Raw genomic sequence first — 19,600 nt, forward strand, 5'->3', positions numbered from 1 at the left:
GGGGGGAACACCGCCGAGGCCCAGCGCATCGCCAAGGCCTACAAGCTGGCGGACGGCTTCCCCCAGGCCGTGGTCTATCCCGATCCGCAGGCCGTGTGGGGCAAACTGCTGCTGGCCCAGGGCAGGATCGAGGAGGCGGAGCACCACCTCACCGCAGCCGGCCGGCGCCTGGATCTGCGCGGAACGCGCAATCCCTCGTGGAGCCCCTGGCAGCTGGACCTGGCGCTCGCGCAGGCAACGCACGCGCCCGAGCAGGCACGGGCCACGGCGGCCGAAGCGGTGGCACGGGCCCGCGCGTTCGGGACGTCCAGCGTGATCGGACACGCCCTGCGCGTCGCGGCCGCGGCCACGGACCCGTCCCAGGCGGCGGGCCTGCTGCAGGAGGCGGTGGAGCACCTCGAACAGTCTCCGGCCGCCTGCGAACTCGCGCACGCGCTCATCGACCACGGCATGGCCCTGCACGCCATCGGCGACCCGCACCTGGCGGCACAACAGACCTACCGGGGAATGGAGTTGGCCGCCGACTGCGGCGCCGACGGGCTCGTGAGCCGGGCCAGGGCCCAGCTGGCCTCGGTAGGTCTGCGGCCCCGCCGTCTGCACACCTCCGAGCAGGACACCTTGACCGTCGCCGAGCTCACGGCTGCCCGTCACGCCTCGGCGGGGATGGACAACAAGGCGATCGCCGCGGCGATGCACACCAACGCCCAAGCGGTGTCGGAGCTGTTGTCCGCGGTCTTCACGAAACTCGGCACCGACCGGATCGGACTGCAGCGGGCGCTCGGAGCCTGATCGCACGGCCGGCCCGGAGGGGATCCCGGGCCGGCGCCCTGTTCCTCAGGCGGGATCGTCAGTGCCGTCGTCACTGCCGTCGGCCGGGCCGTCGTCCGGCACGGCGGGCTCCTCCGGCTTCCCCGGGGGAAGGAAGGCGACGGCCACGGCCGCGGCGAGCAGGACCGCCGAACCCGCGTAGAACGCGGCCGACACGGCATCGGTGACCGCTCCCTTGAGCGCGGGCAGCAGATCGGCCGGGATCCCGGCAGGCAGGCGGTCGCCCTCCTGGGTCGCCTCCACCGTCCTGCCGATCGACCGCTCGACCTCATCGAGGCGCTCGGGAGGGATGCGGGCGTCCCGGTGCAGGATCTCCTCCAGCCGGGAAGCCTGCTGGTGCGCCACGATCGCACCCATGACCGCGAGCCCCAGCGCCGCGCTGATCTCCCGGGCGGTCTGCATCACCCCGGCCGCGTAGCCGCGCATCCGGCTGGCGGTGCCGTGCGGGGCGGTCATCCAGGCAGGGCTGATACAGAGGCCCATCCCGATGCCCATCACGCAGTAGAAGGCGACCAGCCACGCGTAGTCCTGCCGGTGCAGTGCCACCGCCGAGCCGAGCAGGGCCGCCACGCACAGCACCATGCCGATGCCGAGGGGGACGCGCGCTCCGAGGCGATCGTAGAGCCTTCCGCCGACAGGAGCGAACAGGACCGTGGGCAAAGTGAGCGGCAGTACGGCGACACCGGCTTCGAAGGGCGACAGTTCCATGACGTCCTGGAGCCAGATGACCCCGAACACGGCGAATCCGACGAACGCGAAACGGACCGTGGAGATCACGGCCGTGCCGATCGCGAACTCCCGGTGCGCGAACAACTCGAAGTGGAGCAGCGGATGGGCGATCCGGCGTTCGCGCACGATCAGGAGCGTCAGCAGCACGACACCGGCGCCGAGCAACGAGATGACGGCGGCTGAGGCCCACCCCCAGTGCCGGGCCTGCATGAGGGCCAGAACCACGCACACCAGCCCGCCGATCAGCAGCGGTGCGCCACCCCAGTCGACCCGTTCGCGGTGAGGTGGCTCCTCGGTGAGCAGGAGGCGCGCGAGGGCCACCGCGGCGATGCCGATGGGAGGGTTGACGAAGAAGATCGCGCGCCAGGAGAACTCCGAGGTGAGTAGCCCTCCGAGCAGGGGGGCCATGCCGTAGAAGAGGGTCGAGACGCTGGAGGAGATGCCCATGGCCTGGCCGCGCTGCCCGCTGCCGAACTCCTTGTAGAGCAGTACTTGGGAGGCGGGCCGCAGGACCGCCGCACCGGCTCCCTGGGCGGCGCGCGCGGCGATGAGCCAGGCTTCGGACTGGGCCAGGCCCGCCGCGACCGATGCCACGACGAAGAGCAGGGTGCCGATGCGGAAGGTGCGCTCGTGCCCCAGGACGTCCCCGAGGCGTCCGCCGAGCGCACTCACGCCGGCGAAGCTGAGCAGGTAAGCATTGATGATCCACTGGAGCCCGGTGGTCGAAGCACCCAGGTTCCGCTGGATGGTCGGCAGCGCGACCAGCACCGCCAGGGCATCGATGGCGATCATCGACGAAGCGCAGGTCATCGTGCCCAGGACCCACCACTGGTGACGCCTGGCCAGGAAGTGCCGCAGCCGTTCCACCCGTTCTCTTCCGGTAGATCCGCACGATCAGTGCTGAGTGCTCCGCCATGTTCCCGTCTCCGCCCGGGCGGCCTCCTCCGTCACCCGGGTCCCCGGATGCAGCAGCGCACACAGGAACGCCATGCCCAGGGCGATGGCCATCCCGTAGAAGACCCACTGGTTGCCCGCCGCGTAGTCCGCGCGTATGGCGTGGCCGGAGCTCCGTATCAGTGTGGCCGTGGGCCCGTCTCCGGTGGGCCCGCGGTCGTCCGGATGGCCGGTGATCGCCTCCGTGATGCCGCGCGCCGCGCTGCGGGCCTCGCCCTCCGGCATGCCGGTCGCGGTGAGCGTCGAGGTGACCCGGCTGGTCGTGGCGTGGATGAGGACCGTCCCGAAGACCGTCATGCCCAGGGCGGAGGCGTAGTTGCGCACCGTCTGGGTCAGGCCGGTGACCTCGCCGTACGTGGAGTCGATCGCCCGGTTCACGGCATCGGTGGAGGCCGGGGAGAGCAGGAAGCCGATGCCGGCTCCGGCGAGGCAGATGTAGGGCCACTGGTCGTGGGCCGACAGGACGGTCAGCTTCCACGCCCACAGGGCGAAGCCCAGACAGCCGAGCGCCGAGCCGATCAGCATCGCGGGCCGGGCACCGCGCTTGTCGAGGATCCGGCCGCCGGCCTGGGCAGCGAGGGCGAAGCCCGCGAAGAAGTACAGCAGGTAGAAACCGGCCTGATACGTCGAGGCGCTGAGCGAGATCTGTGCGTACACCGAGGCGAAGAACATCACCGGGACGAACGCCAGCATCGCGCAGAAGAGCACGAGGACGTCGGCCGTGAACGCCCGGTCGCGGAAGACGCGCAGCTTGATGAGGGGATCGACGGTCCGCAGCTCGTGCCTGCAGAAGAGCACGATCAGGGCCAGCCCGCCGATGATGCACGCCCATGTCGCGAAGGCGCCCCAGCCCCAGGACGGAGCCTGCTGCAGGCCGAGGACGCTCAGCCCCAGGCCGGAGGCGACGAGTGCGGCGCCCGGCACGTCCAGGCGTTCGGGCCGCCGGAGGTTCGGGATGTGCGCGGGTGCGATGAGGAGGAGCGAGAGCAGTGCGATGGGGAGGTTGACCCAGAAGATGGCCCGCCAGGTCCAGGTGGTCAGCACACCGCCGAGCAGCGGGCTGACGACGGTGAGCGAGCCCGCCACGACGTAGAACACGGCCAGGGCCCTGCCCCGTTCGTTGACGGGGAAGGCACCGACGACGATCGCGACGGCGGCGGGGAAGAGCAGGGCCGCGCCGATCCCCTGGAGGGCGCGGGAGAACACGAGCCAGCTCTGGGCGAAGTCTCCCACCGGCGCCGCACTGCACAGCAGGGACGCTCCGGCGAAGACCACGGTGCCGACGACCACCATGCGGCGGTGCCCGAAGATGTCGGCGAGTCGGCCGCCGAGTGCGAAGAACGCGGCGAGGGCGAGCAGGTAGGAGTTGACCACCTGCTGCATTCCGGACGAGCTGAGGCCGACGTCGTCCGTGATGTTCGGGGCCGCGATGCTGACGATGGTCTGGTCCACGAAGATCATCGAGACGGCGAAGAGCATGGCCGCCAGGGTCAGCACCCGCCTCGGGCCACCGTCCCGCCCATCGGTGTTCCGCGGCGGGGACCCGGCCGGCACACCGTCGTCGGGGCCCTCCTCGGCCCCTCCGTCGCGAGCACCCGGGCAGGCACCCCCGGCGGTGCCCCCACTGCCGTTCACACGTCCCATCCTCCCCGCGGGGGATCGGTCGCGCACACTGGAGGCGGGCCGCTTCCAGGGTGCCGGTGCGAGGCCGAGCAGGGAGAGCCGGTGGACAGGGGCGTCGTGCCCGGTGACCGGCGGGCCGCGTCAGGGCCGACGGCGGTCGTGACCGGGGCAGGTGGGCGCGCGGGTGGCCGCGTGGGTGGCCGCGTGGGTGGCGGTGCCGAGGAACGCGGCCCTGTAGCAGTCAGGGGCGCTCCTCCCGCCCGGGACCGCGCAGGAGGCCTCGCCCCGGCCGTCGGCCGTCTCGATGCAGAGCACCTTCGAGCCCGTGGAGAAGAGGACTTCCTCTCCCGCCAGGGGCCGGCCCCCACTGGTCAGCCGGGCCTTCAGGGTGGCACCGGGGTTGCTCAGCGCACCCGGTGCGTCCTTGTCCTTCCCATGGGGTTGAACCTTCAACGTCAGGCCGGCCGGGGTGGCGCCGACGGTCCTGGTCCCGATGGCGATCCCCAGCGGCATGTCGAAGCCGTCGATGGGGGGCTCGATGACGGCGTTGGTGGCGGTGTCGATCGCCGAGACGCTGTCGTTCCCGGAGCTGGTGACGTAGACGCGCGAGCTGTCCGGAGTGACCGCCACGCCCATGGGCTCTTGTCCGGAGGGGATGTCGGCGATGACGGCGGGCGGGGTGACGGTGAGGTCGATCACCGACACGTTGCCCGCGCCGAAGTTCGCGGTGTACGCGCGCCTGCCGTTCGGGCTGACCGCCACGTCCGCGGGGCTCGTCGTCCCCCCTCCCACATTGATGGTCTCGACGACGGTGTCGTTCGCGGTGTCGATCACCGAGACCGTTCCGTCCCCGAAGTTGGTGACGTAGACGCGTGTGCCGTCCGGGTTCGCCGCCACGCCCTGGGGGAACGAGCCGACGGGGATGGTGCGTTCGAGGGTGTTGTTCACGGTGTCGACCACGGCCACGGCGCCCACGTCGAAGGAGGGGCGGACGGCGATGTACGCCTTGGTGCCGTTCACCGCGAGCGCCAGGTCCTGGGGGTTGTTTCCGACGTCGAAGGTGGTGACCGGCACCGGGACCTCGACGGTGTTGATCACCGACAGGGAGCCGTCGTTCTCATTGGTGACGTAGGCCCGGCTGCCGTCCGGGCTCAGCGCCACGGCCGTGGGGTTGTTGCCGACGTCGACGGTGAGGAAGCTGCCGTCGGCGGGGAAGACGATCGCCATGGTGTTGGCCAGCGCGTTGGCGACGTACACGCGCGTGCCGTCCGGGCTCACCGCCACACCGTTGGGGTCGGCGTTGGGCTCGGTGCTGACGGGGAAAGTGCCGGTGACGGTGTTGTCGGCGGTATTGATCATCGTCAGGCGGTCCGACCCGCCGTTGGCGACGTAGGCGAAGGTGCCGCTCTGCGCGCCGAGCGGCGGCGTGGTGGCCGCCGAGGCCGGGGCCGCCAGCGAGGCCAGTACGGCCAGTCCCGCCACCCACCCCCGTGCGGGCGTCAACCACCGGCCGCCTGCGGGGCGCGGCCCCGCGGGCTCCTGTTCCGGCTCGTTCAGGACCGTGACAGCCGACGCCATGAAAGACCTCCTGCAGTGGACGACACCGGTGTGCGATCAGCCAGGGGCCGGGGGCCGGGGGATCAACCGATGCCTGTCAGGGCTCTCCGCGACCGCCGCGAGCCCTGGAAACCGCCGCGACCGACGACGCTAGGAGCGGTGGCGGCGGCCATGTGCCCGACACCCTCGGACGAGGACCGTTCGGACGATCCGAATGGGCCGTCCGGCTCCGACGGCGGCCCGGATATCGGCGGGAGACCGGACGCACCGTGCGCGGTGGCCCTCCGGCGGGACGGACGCGGGCCACACTGAGGGAGAGCGGGCTTGGGGTGGTTTCCCGAGAGGCCCGGAGACCCGACCCGGCGGAAGGGATTCCGGCCGTTACCGGCAACCTTCGTCGATCGGGCACCTCCACATGAGCGAACTCACGGTCACGGCTCCGAAGAGACTCCTGGCCGGCGGTCTCCTCTGGGCGTCACTGGTCCAGATCTTCATCGTGAACAACGCCGTCGTCATGCCCCGCGCGTCGCGGCAGAGCCTGACGGACGAGATCATTTCTGCGCTCGGCGTCACGCGGTGCGCGCGGGTCGAGGCCATCCGGTTCTGCTCCCCTTGGCACGAGGCCGCGAACAGCGCCTGGATCGTCGGAGGGCTGTGCCTGGCCCTGGGCGCCGTTCTCAACACGGTGCTCCTCCCGGCCGGCCGGCGGCGCGTCGCGACCACCGGCGCCTTCGTCCTCAGTGGACTCGCGCTGGTCTCGGCCGGACTCAACCCCTACAACCTCCGACTGGCACTCCACCTGCTGTCCGCCGGGACGTGCTTCATCGCCGGGGCGGTGGGCGTCCTGCTGCTCGGCAGCGAGTTCCGGCACATGAACCGCCCTTACTGGGGAGCGACGGGCATGGTGTGCGGGGTGGTGTCCCTCGTGGGCACCGCGGTCACCGCGGTGCATCCGGTGCCCGCGTTCCAGGGGCTGTTCGAGCGGGTGTCCGCGTGGCCCAGCGTGTTGTGGATCATCGGTACGGGGGTGGTCCTGGCCCGTGCCGCCTGGCGGACGTCCCGCCGTCCGGACGAGCGGCCCGGGACCCGCAGGGCGCGGAGCGAGGAGGCCTGAGGAGTCGGAATCCGGGGAGCGTTCCTCCGTGGAAACGAGGTTTCGGGGCATTAGGCCGCGTGAAGTGCCGATGTGCCGCAGGCCCGGCATGCCGCACGGCCTCTCCCGGCCGGTCCGCGAGGATGTGCCGAAGGGGCAGGCGGCCACCCCGACGGCCACCCTCCGCATACGAAAAGTGACCTCTGACCATGCCTTCTCCAGAGCCGGTTCCAGAGCCGGAACCGTTTCCGCCCGGTCGGGCGGGGCCGGGCAGCGACTTCGCCCGACTGTCCAAGAAGATCAGGGCCGCCGGCCTGATGGACCGGCGCCCCGCCTACTACGCCCTGCGCATCGCCGTCGTGACCGCGCTCTACGTCGCGGGCTGGGCAGCGCTCGTAGTGATCGGCGACAGCTGGTGGACGCTGCTGGACGCGGTCTTCCTCGCCTTCGTCTTCGGACAGGTCGCCCTGCTCGCCCATGACATCGCGCACCGGCAGGTCTTCCGGTTGCGCCGGGCGACCGAAGTCGCGGGGCGCCTCATCGGGAACCTCTGCATCGCGATCGGCTACGGCTTCTGGCGGGACAAGCACACCCGCCACCACACCCACCCCAACCACGAGGAGCTCGACCCCGACATCGATCCCAGCGTCATCCTCTGGACCCAGGACCAGGCCCGCGCCGCGAAGGGTCTGCCGCGGCTCGTGGCCCCCGTCCAGGCGTTCCTGTTCTTCCCCCTCCTCACCCTGGAAGCGTTCAACCTCCGCCTGGGCTCGATCCGGTCGCTGGGGGACAGGGCCCTGAAGAACCGGGGGTGGGAGGCGTCCCTCCTCGGCGCGCACTTCGCCGCCTATCCGGGCGCCCTGTTCCTGGCGCTTCCGCCCGGCAAGGGGATCGCGTTCCTGCTGGTGCATCAGTGTCTCTTCGGCATCTACCTCGGCTCCGCCTTCGCCCCCAACCACAAGGGCATGCCGACCCTGCGGGGCACGGACCGGACCGATTTCCTACGCCGCCAGGTACTGACCTCGCGCAACGTCCGGGGCGGCCGGATCACCGACGTCCTCCTCGGCGGCCTGAACCACCAGATCGAGCACCACCTCTTTCCGAGCATGCCCAGCCCGCACCTGCGCAGGGCCCGGGCCATCGTCCGCAGCCACTGCCAGGAGGTCGGGGTCGGCTACGCCGAGACCAGCCTGACCGAGTCCTACCGCCAGGCCCTCGCCAGCCTCCACCACGCGGGCGCGCCGCTCCGGAAAGCCCGCACGACCTGACGCCCCTCGCGGGGGCGCGGCCGCGCCACGCTCAGGCGGGCAGTGGCACGACCTGCGTCGAACGCCGCACCACCAGCTCCGGCTCGAACACGACGTGTCGGTGCCGGTGGGCCGCGCCGTCCGAGCCGGTCTCCTCGGTGAGCATCTCGGCCGCCGTCCGGCCCATCGCCTCCGCGGGCTGGCGCACCGAGGTCAGCGGCACCGCGGCCGCCGCGGCGAACTCGATGTCGTCGTAGCCGACGATCGCGAGGTCCTCGGGTACCCGCAGGCCCGCGGCGAACGCGGCCTGCAGCATTCCGAGGGCCAGCAGATCGTTGGCGCAGAACACCGCGGTCGGTCTCGGCAGCATCCCCAGCAGGCGGGCGCCGGCGTCGCGGCCCGCCGCCACGTCCAGCCCGTCCACCTCCAGGTCCAGCAGGACGGCGTCGCTGCCGGCCAGCGCCTGTAGCGCCCCGCTGCGGCGGTCGGCGACCTGCTGCAGCCAGTGGCGGCCGCCCGCGAACGCGATCCGCCGGTGGCCGCTCGCCAGCAGGTGCCCGGCCGCCAGGGCGCCGCCCCCGACGTCGTCCACCGACACCGAGCAGGCATCCAGCCCCGGGGCGAGCCGGTCCACCAGCACGAAGGGCACGCCGCCGCGACGGAGCGCCGCCGCTCCCGACCCCTCCGCGTCGGCCGGGGTCAGCAGCACCCCGCGCACCCGGTGCTCCGCGAAGAGGGCGAGGTAGTCCGCCTCGTCGGCGAGCCGCTGAGCACTGTTGCAGACCATCACGCCCAGGCCCGCCGCGCGCGCCGCCTGTTCGGCCCCGCGCGCCACGGAGACGAAGAACGGGTTGCCCAGGTCGAGGACCAGCAGTCCGATGATCCGGCTGCTGCCGGAGCGCAGCTGGCGCGCCGACTCGCTGCGTACGTAGCCGAGCCGGTCGATGGCGGCCCGGACCCTGGCCCTGGTCTCCTCGCCGACCGTCTCCGGCCGGTTGATCACGTTGGAGACCGTGCCGACCGACACCCCGGCCGCCCGTGCCACGTCCTTGATGCTCGCCGCGCCGCCCATGTCCCACCACTGAAAGGTTTCACCGGCTCCGACGGCCGGCCCGGAGATCAGGTTACGGCAGTGCACCAACAGGGCGCCGCTGCCGCTGTCTTGACGCTTTCCGCGGTCGCACTTACCGTCGGGATGAAACGATTCAGATCGTGGGAGGTGCTCCGGTGGCCGACCGATCCGCAGTGAAGGAAGCCCTTCGGGCCCAGCGCATCGAGACGCCCTCGTGGGGCTACGGGAACTCGGGAACCCGCTTCAAGGTCTTCGCCCAACCCGGCGTGCCGCGCGACCCGTTCGAGAAGCTCGCCGACGCGGCCCAGGTGCACGCCGCCACCGGCGTCGCCCCGAAGGTCTCGCTGCACATTCCCTGGGACCGGGTCGAGGACTACGGCGCGCTGTCCGCCCATGCCGGCGCGCTCGGGCTGGAGATCGGCGCGATCAACGCGAACGTCTTCCAGGACGAGGACTACAAGCTCGGCTCCGTCACCCATCCGGACCCGCGGGTGCGCCGCAAGGCTCTCGACCACCTGCTGGAATGCGTCGACATCATGGACGCCACCGGCTCGCGCGACCTCAAGCTGTGGTTCTCCGACGGCACCAACTACCCGGGACAGGACGACATTTCGACCCGTCAAGCGCGCCTCTCCGAAGCTCTCTCGGAGGTGTACGAGCGGCTCGGCGACGGCCAGCGGATCCTGCTGGAGTACAAGCTGTTCGAGCCGGCGTTCTACGCCACGGACGTCCCGGACTGGGGCACCGCGTACGCGCACTGCCTTCGGCTCGGGCCCAAGGCCACGGTCGTCGTCGACACCGGCCACCACGCCCCCGGCACCAACATCGAGTTCATCGTCGCGTTCCTGCTGCGCGAGGGGAAGCTCGGCGGCTTCGACTTCAACTCCCGTTTCTACGCGGACGACGACCTGATGGTCGGAGCCGCCGATCCGTTCCAGCTGTTCCGGATCCTGCACGAGGTCGCCGGGAACGGCGGCTTCGCCCCCGAGGCCGGCGTCGCGTTCATGCTCGACCAGTGTCACAACATCGAGGCGAAGATCCCCGCGATCATCCGCTCGGTGATGAACGTCCAGGAGGCCACGGCCAAGGCCCTGTCGGTCGACCGCGAGGCCCTGACGGCCGCGCAGGACGCGGGCGACGTACTCGGCGCCAACGAGGTGCTGATGGACGCCTACGCCACCGACGTCCGCCCGCTGCTGGCCGAGGTACGCGCCGAGGACGGGCGGGACCCGAACCCGGTCGCGGCCTACCGGGCCGGCGGCTGGGCCGAGAAGATCGTCGCCGAGCGGGTCGGCGGCGCCCAGGCCGGATGGGGGGCTTGACCCGCATGGCCCAGCACCCCGTCGTCGCCGCCCTCCTGGCCCGCTCCCACCGGCTCGGATCGGATCCGCGCAACACCAACTACGCCGGCGGCAACATCTCTGCCAAGGGCGCAGCCACCGACCCCGTCACCGGGCAGCCCGTCGACCTGATGTGGGTGAAGGGCTCCGGCGGCGACCTCGGCACCCTCGCCGAGGCGGGCCTGGCCGTGCTGCGGCTGGACCGCCTACGCGCCCTCGCCGACACCTACCCGGGGGTGGAACAGGAAGACGAGATGGTCGCCGCGTTCGAGTACTGCCTGCACGGCAAGGGCGGCGCGGCTCCGTCCATCGACACCGCCATGCACGGTCTGGTCGACGCCGCGCACGTCGACCACCTGCACCCCGACTCCGGCATCGCGCTCGCCACCGCCGCCGACGGCGAAAGGCTCACCGCCGCCTGTTTCGGCGACGCCGTTGCGTGGCTGCCCTGGCGCCGTCCCGGCTTCCAACTCGGCCTGGACATCGCCGAGCTCCACCGGACCCACCCGCACGCCATCGGCTGCGTCCTCGGCGGTCACGGCATCACCGCCTGGGGCACCACCAGCGAGGAGTGCGAGGCCAACGCCCTGCACATCATCCGCACCGCCGAGGCCTTCCTGGCCCGCCACGGCAAGGCCGAGCCGTTCGGCCCGCAGCTCGACGGGTACCAAGCCCTGCCGGAGGCCGAACGCCGCCGGCGCGCCGCCGCGCTCGGCCCCGTCATCCGCGGTCTGGCCTCCACCGACCTCCCGCAGGTCGGCCACTTCACCGACGCCGCGCCCGTGCTGGACTTCCTCGCCCGCGCCGAGCATCCCCGCCTGGCCGCCCTCGGCACCTCCTGCCCCGACCACTTCCTGCGCACCAAGGTCGCCCCGATGGTCCTCGACCTGCCCGCCACCGCACCCCTGGACGAGACGATCACCCGCCTGCGGAAGCTGCACACCGACTACCGGGCCGGCTACCGGGCCTACTACGAGCGGTACGCCACCGCGGACTCGCCCCCGATGCGCGGCGCCGACCCGGCGATCGTCCTGGTCCCGGGCGTCGGCATGTTCTCCTTCGGCAGGAACAAGCAGACCGCACGCGTGGCCGGCGAGTTCTACCTCAATGCGATCAACGTGATGCGCGGCGCGGAGGCGGTCTCCCGCTATGCCCCGATCGAGGAGCGCGAGAAGTTCGCCATCGAGTACTGGGCGCTCGAAGAGGCGAAGCTGCGGCGGATGCCCGCGCCCAAACCGCTGGACACCCGCATCGCCCTGGTCACCGGCGCCGGCTCCGGCATCGGCAGGGCCATCGCGCACCGCCTGGCCGCCGAGGGCGCCTGCGTCGTCGTCGCCGACGTCAACACCGACACCGCCCGCGCCGTCGCCGGTGAACTCGGCGGCCCGGACCGGGCCGTGGCCGTCACCGTCGACGTCACCTCCGAGGAGCAGATCGCCGAGGCGTTCCGCACCGCGGTCCTCGCCTTCGGCGGTGTCGACCTGGTGGTCAACAACGCGGGCATCTCCATCTCCAAGCCGCTGCTGGAGACCACCGCCGACGACTGGGACCGGCAGCACGCCATCATGGCGCGCGGCTCCTTCCTCGTCTCCCGGGAGGCAGCCCGCACCATGATCCGGCAGGGCCTGGGCGGCGACCTCGTCTACATCACCTCGAAGAACGCGGTCTTCGCCGGCCCCAACAACATCGCGTACTCCGCCACCAAGGCCGATCAGGCCCACCAAGTACGGCTACTAGCCGCCGAGTTGGGCGAGCATGGCATCCGCGTCAACGGCGTCAACCCGGACGGCGTGGTGCGCGGCTCGGGCATCTTCGCCGGCGGCTGGGGCGCCCAGCGCGCCGCCACCTACGGCATCGCGGAGGAGCAGCTCGGCGCGTTCTACGCCCAGCGCACCCTCCTCAAGCGCGAGGTGCTGCCCGAGCACGTCGCCGCCGCCGTCTTCGCCCTCACCGGCGGCGACCTCACCCACACCACCGGCCTCCACATCCCCGTCGACGCCGGCGTCGCCGCGGCCTTCCTGCGCTGAGGCGGCCGTGACGCCCCGCACCCCACACACCCCACACACCTCACACCCCCCGCACGCCCCGACCGCCTTCGCCGCGGCGGACCTCGGCGCCACCAGCGGACGGGTGCTCGTCGGCCGGGTCGGCCGCGACCGCCTCGACCTCACCGAGACCCACCGCTTCGACAACACCCCCGTCCAGCTCCCGGACGGGATCCACTGGAACGCCCTCGGCCTGTACCAAGGCGTCCTGGACGGCTTCCGCGAGGCCGCCGCGCGCTGGGACCTCGCCTCCGTCGGCATCGACAGCTGGGCCGTCGACTACGGGCTCCTCGACGCCGACGGCGCTCTCCTCGGCAACCCGTTCCACTACCGAGACCCGCGCGGCGCCGCCGCCGTCCAGGCGGTCTGGAGTCGCCTGCCGGCCCGTGAGCTGTACCGGATCACCGGCCTTCAGCACCTGCCGTTCAACACGATCTTCCAGCTCGCCGCCGAGAAGCACCTCGACCGCGCCCGCACCCTGCTCCTGCTGCCCGACCTGATCACCCACTGGCTCACCGGCACCGTCGGCGCAGAGGTCACCAACGCCTCCACGACGGGCCTGTACGACGCCCGCACCGGCGCCTGGTCCGCCCCGGTCCTCGCAGCGCTCAACCTGGACCCGGCCCTCCTGCCCGCACTGCGCCGCCCCGGGGACCACGCCGGCACCGTCCTGCCGCACGTCGCCACGGCCACCGGCCTGCGCCCCGACACCCCCGTGGTCGCGGTCGCCTCCCACGACACCGCCTCCGCGGTCGCCGCCGTCCCCGCCGGCACCGAGGACTTCGCCTACATCTCCTGCGGCACCTGGTCGCTCGTCGGCCTCGAACTCGACGCGCCCGTCCTCACCGAGGCCTCCCGCGCCGCCAACTTCACCAACGAACTCGGCATCGACGGCACCGTCCGCTACCTGCGCAACGTCATGGGCCTGTGGCTGCTCAGCGAGAGCCGGCGCACCTGGCACGACCGTGGCGAGGGACACCACCTGCCCGAGCTGCTCGAACGGGCTGCCGCCGCCCGCCCGTTCGCGGCGCTCGTCGACCCCGGCGCCCCCGAGTTCCTCGCCCCCGGCGACCTGCCGGCCCGCCTCGCCGAGCACTGCGCCCGCACCGGCCAGCATCTTCCCGAGGATCAGGGCGCCGTCGTCCGCTGCATCCTGGAGAGCCTGGCCCTGGCACACCGTCACACCCTGTTCCAGGCAGCCAAGTTGACCGGCCGCACGATCCGCGCCGTGCACCTCGTCGGTGGCGGCAGCCGCAGCGCCCTGCTGTGCCGGCTCACCGCCGACGCCACCGGCCTGCCCGTCATCGCCGGCCCCGCCGAGGCCACGGCCATAGGCAACATCCTCGTCCAGGCCCGAGCCCACGGCCTGGTCGGGGACCGCGGCGCCATGCGTCGCCTGGTCGCCCGCACCCAGCGCCTGCGACGCTACGAGCCTGCCGGAGACATCCGCGCGTGGGACGCCGCCGCGGCCCGTGTGGGGCTCGCCTGACCTGAGCTGCACGACATGGAGGCGACGCCCCCCCGCCCTCCAGACCGTGACGGTCAGTCAAGTATCGCTAAAATTCGAATGGTTGCCGATCGTAATTCTGGAAATACTCCCTTTACCGAAGGGAAACGTGCTGGCCGTCAGGTGGCCGGGTGTGCCTATTCCCGATGCGATCGCGCGACCAGCGGCTGCCCTTCGTGTCATCCCCGATCTCGCTGTCATCGCTGTGAGCTGCCCGCACGCCGTCACCATGACTCCGAACAGCGAGGCCCCGCGTCGATCGGAAGTCGCGCCGCAAAACAATTGCGGGCGGCCCAAACAGGTTTGAAAACAAAGCCTGTTCGGCTCTCGAAGCCATTTCTCAGAGTTCGGAGGGTTTCCATGCGCACGCGCCGCCGCAGATCCCTGCGCCTCCCGGTGAGCCTGTCACTGTCACTGTCCGCAGTGCTGCTGGCCGTCCTCCCCGCGCCTCAGGCCGGCGCCGCCGCCGCGCCCACCGTGTGGATCCTGGACGCCACCGACCGGCCCTTCACCTCGACCACCCCGCCGGGCCGGGCACCGACCAGGATCGAGCTGTACGCGGCCCGCAACGCCTACGAGGGGGCGCAGATCCTGGTGCGGTCCGGTTCGGCGCAGACCGGGGTGTCGGTCACACCCGGGGCGCTGACCGGCCCCGGCGGCGCGTCCATTCCCGCCGCGAACATCACCACGCGCTACGAGTACAACCACCCGAAGATCCAGAAGGTCGGCAACGTCCAGAACCCGCCCGACGGCGGGACCGCCTACTACGACGCGCTGATGGACAACAGCCCCCGGTCGGTGGCGGCGAACACCACCTACGCCGCCTACTACCAGGTCTACGTGCCCGCAGGTCAGGCACCGGGCGTCTACACGGGCAGCGCCAGGGTGAACAGCAGCCTGGGCGCCGTCACGGTGCCGGTGTCGGTCACCGTGTACCCCGCCACGATCCCGCCGACCTCGCGGTCCACGTTCAAGATGAACAACTGGTTCTCCTCCGCGGGCTGGGACTACGCGGGCACCGAGGCGTCCATCCCGAACGAGTACGGGGTGAAGATGTACGACGCCAACTGGTGGAAGATCGAGGCCGACATCGCGGAGAACATGGCGCGGCACCGGAACAACGTGATCTACGCCGACGCGGTGGCGCTGCTGATCCCGGACACCACCGTCGACGCCGCGGGCCGCTTCACCTTCGGCTGGTCCACCTTCGACCGGTTCGTGAACCTCTTCGTCGACGCCGGGGCCATGCAGTACCTCTACACCCCGACCCTGCTGGAGCCGCCCGCCGCCGAACCGACCCTCGACACCCTGGTGCCGGCCAACGGCGTCAGCGGCGCGGTCAAGCACGTGCTCTGCCGGCCCGACTCGGCCGCGGCCAACGGCTGCCCGGACACCAACAACTGGTTGAACCAGCTGTTCCCCGCCCTGAAGGCGCACCTGGACGCCAAGGGCTGGACGGACGACTTCTACATGAGCGCCCTCGACGAGCCCACCACCACGCAACAGGCCACGGCCGCCAACTGGCTCTACACCCTCTACGAGAAGTACTTCCCGAACCCGCGCACCAACGAGGCGCAGCTGACCAACTTCAGCGGGACCGCGGCGCACCTGTCCACGCAGACCCCGCTCTCGTCGACCTACGACGCGAACGTCGCGTTCTACCAGAACCACCGGATCGCCGGGAAGGACCTGTGGCTGTACACCTGCATCCTCCCGCAGGGCTCGTACATGAACCGCTTCACCAGCAACCACCTCAGCGGGACCAGGCTCCTCCCTTGGCTGACCTGGAAGATCGGTGGCGACGGCTACCTGCACTGGGGCTGGAACTACTGGCACGACGGATTCAGCGAGCCGTACCCGCCCGCCGACACCTTCAACACCCCGCAGACCGGCGACAGCTGGCTGGTCTACCCGAACAAGGCCGACTACGGCATCTACGACAGCCTCCGCAGCGAAGCCCAGACCGCGGGCCTGCAGGACTTCGAACTGCTGCAGCAGCTGGCCGCGGTCAAGCCGCAGGCGGCACGCACCCTGGCCGAGACGCTGATCACCAACCCGACGACGTACGACCTCTCCGGGTGGAACGTCGAGAGCCGGCACAAGCAGCTCCTCGACGAACTGGCCTCGGCGGCCGGTGACCTGGCGCTGCCGTTCACGGACGACTTCGGCGGCGGCGACCACTTCTGGACCCACACCCGGGGGACCTGGTCGACCAGCGGCGCCCAGTACGCGCAGTCCGACGCGTCGGCGAACTGGGGGTACGTCTCCTACCTGCGCGGCCGGGGCTACACCGACGTGTCGGTCGGCGTGGACCTGCAGATCACCGGAGTGAGCCCGTACGGCGGAAGCACCAACTGGGCCGGCCTGATGGTGCGTTCGGCCAACGGCACGGACCTGGACTCCGGCTACCTGATCGCCCAGCGCGACAACGGCCAGGTGTTCGTCTACCGCAGTGGCACAAGGATCGGCCAGGTAACCGTGCCCGGCTACGTGTCGGGGCAGCGCACCCGCCTGCGCGTAGTGGCGCGCGGGAACGTCCTGAGGGTGTACTCCGGGACCGGTCAGGCGCCCGTGCTGACCGTCACCGACTCGGCGTTCACCGCAGGCGACGTGGGTCTGGTCACCGGAGGCGCCAGCGCGAAGTTCTGGAACGCCCGGGTCATGCCGACCTCTCTCGCCCCGGCCGAGAGCGCCGCCATCACCGCCTCCAGCTCGTACGAGGCCGACGGCTGGGGCATCCGCTCGGCGGTCGACGGGCAGCGGCCGTCGGCGCCGAACGCCGCGGGGTGGAGCAGCTCCGGCAGTAGCGCCGCCAACCACACCGAGTGGGTGCGGCTGGACCTGGGCTCGGCCCGGCCGGTGAGCCGGGTGGACCTCCACCCGCGCAGCGACGGGGCCAACGCGGGTCAGGGCTTCCCGGTCGACTTCACCATCCAGACCTCCACCAACGGCACGAACTGGACCACGGTCACCACCAAGACCGGGTACGCGAGTCCCGGCGCCAAGGCGCAGACCTTCCCGTTCGCGACGGTCAGCGCGCGCTACGTGAGGGTGACGGGGACCAACCTGAGCAGAGATCAGTTCGGTAGTTTCCGCATGCAGTTCGCGGAGATCGAGGCGGTCGGCGGAGATCTGGCACTGGGCCGCACGGCGACCACCTCCACCTCGGTCGAGTACCCCACGGAGGGCTGGCTGACCGCCAACCTCACCAACGGGACCCGTCACACCCACCTGTGGAACTCCTCGGGCTGGAGCAGCGCCGGGTCCGGCTCCCCGAACACCACGCAGTGGGCGCGGGTGGACCTCGGCGGCCCGTCACGGATCAGCCAGGTCACGTTGTACCCCCGCGACGACGTCCCGAACACCGGGCTTGGCTTCCCGTCGGCCTTCACCATCCAGGTCTCGGCCAACGGCACGAACTGGACCACCGTGGTGTCGAAGAGCTCGTACCCGCGTCCCGGAGCCGGCGGCCTCTCCTTCGCCTTCACCGCGACCACCGCCCGGTACGTGAAGGTCACCGGCACCACGCTCACCGCCGACCAGTTCGGCGTGTACTACATGCAGCTGGCGGGGATCGGTGCCTCATGACGAAGCACCGGATCTGCTTCCTGCTCCAGGTGAAGGCCGAACTCGGCGAGGAGTACCGCGAGCGCCACGCCCAGGTGTGGCCGGAGATGCTCGATGCCCTCCGGGCCACCGGCTGGACCAACTACTCCCTGTTCCTGCGCCCGGACGGCCTGCTCGTCGGCTACCTGGAGACCGAGGACTTCGACCGCGCCCGCGAGGCGATGTCGGCCACCGAGGTCAACGCCCGCTGGCAGGCCGAGATGTCCCGCTACTTCCAGAACCTGGACGGCACGCCGGCCGACCAGGCGATGGCACCACTGACGGAGGTGTTCCACCTGGACTGACGGTCCTGACGGTCCTGACGGCTGGGAAGCGGCCCGGTTTCAGGGCCCGGTCTCGAACTGCAACGGCTTGAGGGCCTTCACACATGCGGTCTTCGGTGCGTCCGGGGTCTCGAAGAACGAGACGGCGATCTCCCGGGCGCACTTCGACGTGGCGAAGACGACGTGCGGTTCGTAGGGGATCGTGATGACCGTCGCGCTGCTCAGCGTGCGGGCGACGTACGGCCCGTGCAGGGAGGGGAACTGCGGGGCCTGGACCAGCACCGAGCGGGGGAAGGACGGGTAGGCTTCCCGTCCGCTCCGGAGCGCCTGGTACCGGCTCTCGTACGGTGACCACTCGCTGCAGACGACGCCGTACGAGAGACCGTGCGACGTCACGCCGATGCCCTTGGGGTTGGTCCTCCAGCCGGCCCACTGCCGGGCGATCCGCCGAGGGTCGCCCCTCGCCAGCTCGTCGAGGGAGCGGGGTACGCCCTCCGCGAGGTGGGTGGCGGTTGCCAGCCAGTTCACCAGGGTTCCGCCGTCGATCACGACCTTCACCGGCTTCTCGTTGCCGGGGAGCGCGACGGCGGTGGTGACCGGTTTGGCTTCCAGGTCCTGGACGAGCTTTTCGAAGGCGGCGGAAAGGTTCGGATAGCGCTTGTTGCAGGCAGGCTGGTCCGCGCAGGCCTTGAAGAGGCCGTCGAAGCCCTGCCGGGCGCTGCTCCAGGACTCCGCGGACCGCGCCTTCGACGGCGGCACGATGCCGTCGAGGCCCACCGAGCGGAGGCCTTCGGGGTGCAGGCGCATGGAGACCAGTGCCAGGTGGGTGCCGTAGGAGATGGCGTAAAGGTTCCACTGCACGATGCCGAGCACGGTGCGTAGGTCGTCGTAGTCGGCGGCGCTCTGGGTGTCGTTGTAGGCGCTGAGGTCGGCCCCGAGGCCCGCGAGCTTGTCGCGGCAGGCCTTCGTGGCCTCGACGTGCAGGCGTTGGGTGGACCGGGCGTCGTAGACGAGGCCCACCACCTGCGCGTTGAACTCGTCGACGTTGGGGCAGAGGAGGGCCGGGTCGGCCGAGTACGTACCGCGCTGGGACATGAGGATCACGTCGCGGTCGCGGTTCAGGCCGCCGTCGATCGCCATCTTCGCCTTTCCCACCGCATCCTCTTCGGGTCCGCCCGCGAGCCACACGATCGGATCGGGTTTCGGCGTGGCGGTGGCCGCCGGCACGATCGCGACACCGAGTGTGATCCTTGCGCTCCTCGGGTCGGCGCGGTTCTCCGGCACGGTGAGCGTTCCGCAGCGGGCCTTCTTCAGTTCCTCGACCGGTTCCGCCGTCTTCGGGCAGGGCCCGGTGTGAAGGTGGCGTCCCCGACCGTCCGGGCGACCGTGCCGACGGGTGCTCCGGGGCCGGTCTCGGTGCGGGACTGGGCCGGGGCGGGTGAGGATGCGACGTTGCCGGATGTGGGGCCGAGTGCTGCCATGCAGGCCAGAGAGGCCATGGCGGTCACCGCTCCGAGGCTGTGCTTGGGCTTGTGATCTCGTCCCTCTGCCGGCATGGGCGGCGCACCTGCCGGGCCAGGCCGTAGCAGTGTGAGCGGAACGGACTCTTTCGACGCTACGCGGTGGTGCGCTCGCGTGCACTCGGAGGGTTTCGCCGCGGGGTTCGGCCGGGCGGACGAGGAGCCGGGGTCGCTATGGCCGTGTCGGCCGCCGTC

Annotated in this window: 13 protein-coding genes and 1 pseudogene; 9 read left to right on the forward strand and 5 right to left on the reverse strand. The window is 71.2% G+C overall.

The genetic code is table 11. From position 1 onward, the window contains the following. Positions 1-789, forward strand: a pseudogene (locus tag ACFRU2_RS07790) (ATP-binding protein); the annotation flags it as partial. Between the two features lie 45 nt (positions 790-834). Here ACFRU2_RS07790 and ACFRU2_RS07795 read toward each other — a convergent pair. The 3 genes from ACFRU2_RS07795 to ACFRU2_RS07805 form a co-directional block, all read right to left on the reverse strand. Next, the gene (locus tag ACFRU2_RS07795; RefSeq protein ID WP_382968967.1) at positions 835-2,424 is read right to left on the reverse strand and encodes a DHA2 family efflux MFS transporter permease subunit; all 1,590 of its coding nucleotides are present in this window, start codon (positions 2,422-2,424) and stop codon (positions 835-837) included. A 27-nt stretch (positions 2,425-2,451) separates the two neighbouring features. Further along, the gene (locus ACFRU2_RS07800) at positions 2,452-3,990 is read right to left on the reverse strand and encodes an MFS transporter (protein WP_382968970.1); all 1,539 of its coding nucleotides are present in this window, start codon (positions 3,988-3,990) and stop codon (positions 2,452-2,454) included. Positions 3,991-4,275: 285 nt separating this feature from the next. Then, positions 4,276-5,712, reverse strand: coding sequence for a beta-propeller fold lactonase family protein (locus ACFRU2_RS07805; RefSeq protein ID WP_382968972.1), 1,437 nt, complete (start codon positions 5,710-5,712; stop codon positions 4,276-4,278). 394 nt (positions 5,713-6,106) lie between these two features. Between ACFRU2_RS07805 and ACFRU2_RS07810 the strand changes: the two genes are divergently transcribed. Both ACFRU2_RS07810 and ACFRU2_RS07815 read left to right on the forward strand, forming a co-directional pair. Next, positions 6,107-6,805: a DUF998 domain-containing protein gene (locus ACFRU2_RS07810; RefSeq protein WP_382968975.1), complete on the forward strand. Its 699-nt coding sequence runs from the start codon at positions 6,107-6,109 to the stop codon at positions 6,803-6,805. Between the two features lie 188 nt (positions 6,806-6,993). Beyond that, a complete protein-coding gene (locus ACFRU2_RS07815) occupies positions 6,994-8,052 on the forward strand; it encodes a fatty acid desaturase family protein (protein WP_382968977.1) in 1,059 nt (352 codons plus the stop codon). 31 nt (positions 8,053-8,083) lie between these two features. On the opposite strand, the gene ACFRU2_RS07820 is transcribed toward ACFRU2_RS07815, so the two are convergent. Next, positions 8,084-9,103, reverse strand: a complete 1,020-nt coding sequence (locus tag ACFRU2_RS07820) for a LacI family DNA-binding transcriptional regulator (protein ID WP_382968980.1) — start codon at positions 9,101-9,103, stop codon at positions 8,084-8,086. 155 nt (positions 9,104-9,258) lie between these two features. Between ACFRU2_RS07820 and rhaI the strand changes: the two genes are divergently transcribed. The 5 genes from rhaI to ACFRU2_RS07845 all read left to right on the forward strand — a co-directional run bounded on the left by rhaI (position 9,259) and on the right by ACFRU2_RS07845 (position 17,906). Beyond that, a complete protein-coding gene (gene rhaI / locus ACFRU2_RS07825) occupies positions 9,259-10,425 on the forward strand; it encodes an L-rhamnose isomerase (RefSeq protein WP_382968983.1) in 1,167 nt (388 codons plus the stop codon). 5 nt (positions 10,426-10,430) lie between these two features. Then, entirely contained in the window at positions 10,431-12,470 is a 2,040-nt protein-coding gene (locus tag ACFRU2_RS07830) for a bifunctional aldolase/short-chain dehydrogenase (RefSeq protein ID WP_382968985.1), read from the forward strand. Positions 12,471-12,477: 7 nt separating this feature from the next. After that, positions 12,478-13,977 carry a rhamnulokinase family protein gene (locus ACFRU2_RS07835; protein ID WP_382968988.1) on the forward strand — a complete coding sequence of 500 codons (1,500 nt, stop codon included), beginning with the start codon at positions 12,478-12,480 and terminating at the stop codon, positions 13,975-13,977. A gap of 378 nt (positions 13,978-14,355) precedes the next feature. Then, complete coding sequence (locus tag ACFRU2_RS07840; protein WP_382968991.1) at positions 14,356-17,583, forward strand: discoidin domain-containing protein; 3,228 nt, start codon at positions 14,356-14,358, stop codon at positions 17,581-17,583. Beyond that, the gene (locus ACFRU2_RS07845) at positions 17,580-17,906 is read left to right on the forward strand and encodes an L-rhamnose mutarotase (protein ID WP_382968994.1); all 327 of its coding nucleotides are present in this window, start codon (positions 17,580-17,582) and stop codon (positions 17,904-17,906) included. Before ACFRU2_RS07840 ends, ACFRU2_RS07845 begins: the two co-directional genes overlap by 4 nt. A 39-nt stretch (positions 17,907-17,945) precedes the next feature. On the opposite strand, the gene ACFRU2_RS07850 is transcribed toward ACFRU2_RS07845, so the two are convergent. Next, positions 17,946-19,040: an alpha/beta hydrolase gene (locus tag ACFRU2_RS07850; protein ID WP_382968997.1), complete on the reverse strand. Its 1,095-nt coding sequence runs from the start codon at positions 19,038-19,040 to the stop codon at positions 17,946-17,948. 52 nt (positions 19,041-19,092) lie between these two features. On the opposite strand from ACFRU2_RS07850, the gene ACFRU2_RS07855 reads away from it, so the two are divergent. Continuing rightward, a complete protein-coding gene (locus tag ACFRU2_RS07855) occupies positions 19,093-19,242 on the forward strand; it encodes a hypothetical protein (RefSeq protein WP_382969000.1) in 150 nt (49 codons plus the stop codon). Positions 19,243-19,600 lie beyond the last annotated feature (358 nt).

Origin of the sequence: Streptomyces sp. NPDC056883 (assembly GCF_042788835.1) — a bacterium.
In the GTDB taxonomy this organism is placed as follows: domain Bacteria; phylum Actinomycetota; class Actinomycetes; order Streptomycetales; family Streptomycetaceae; genus Streptomyces; species Streptomyces stoeckheimensis.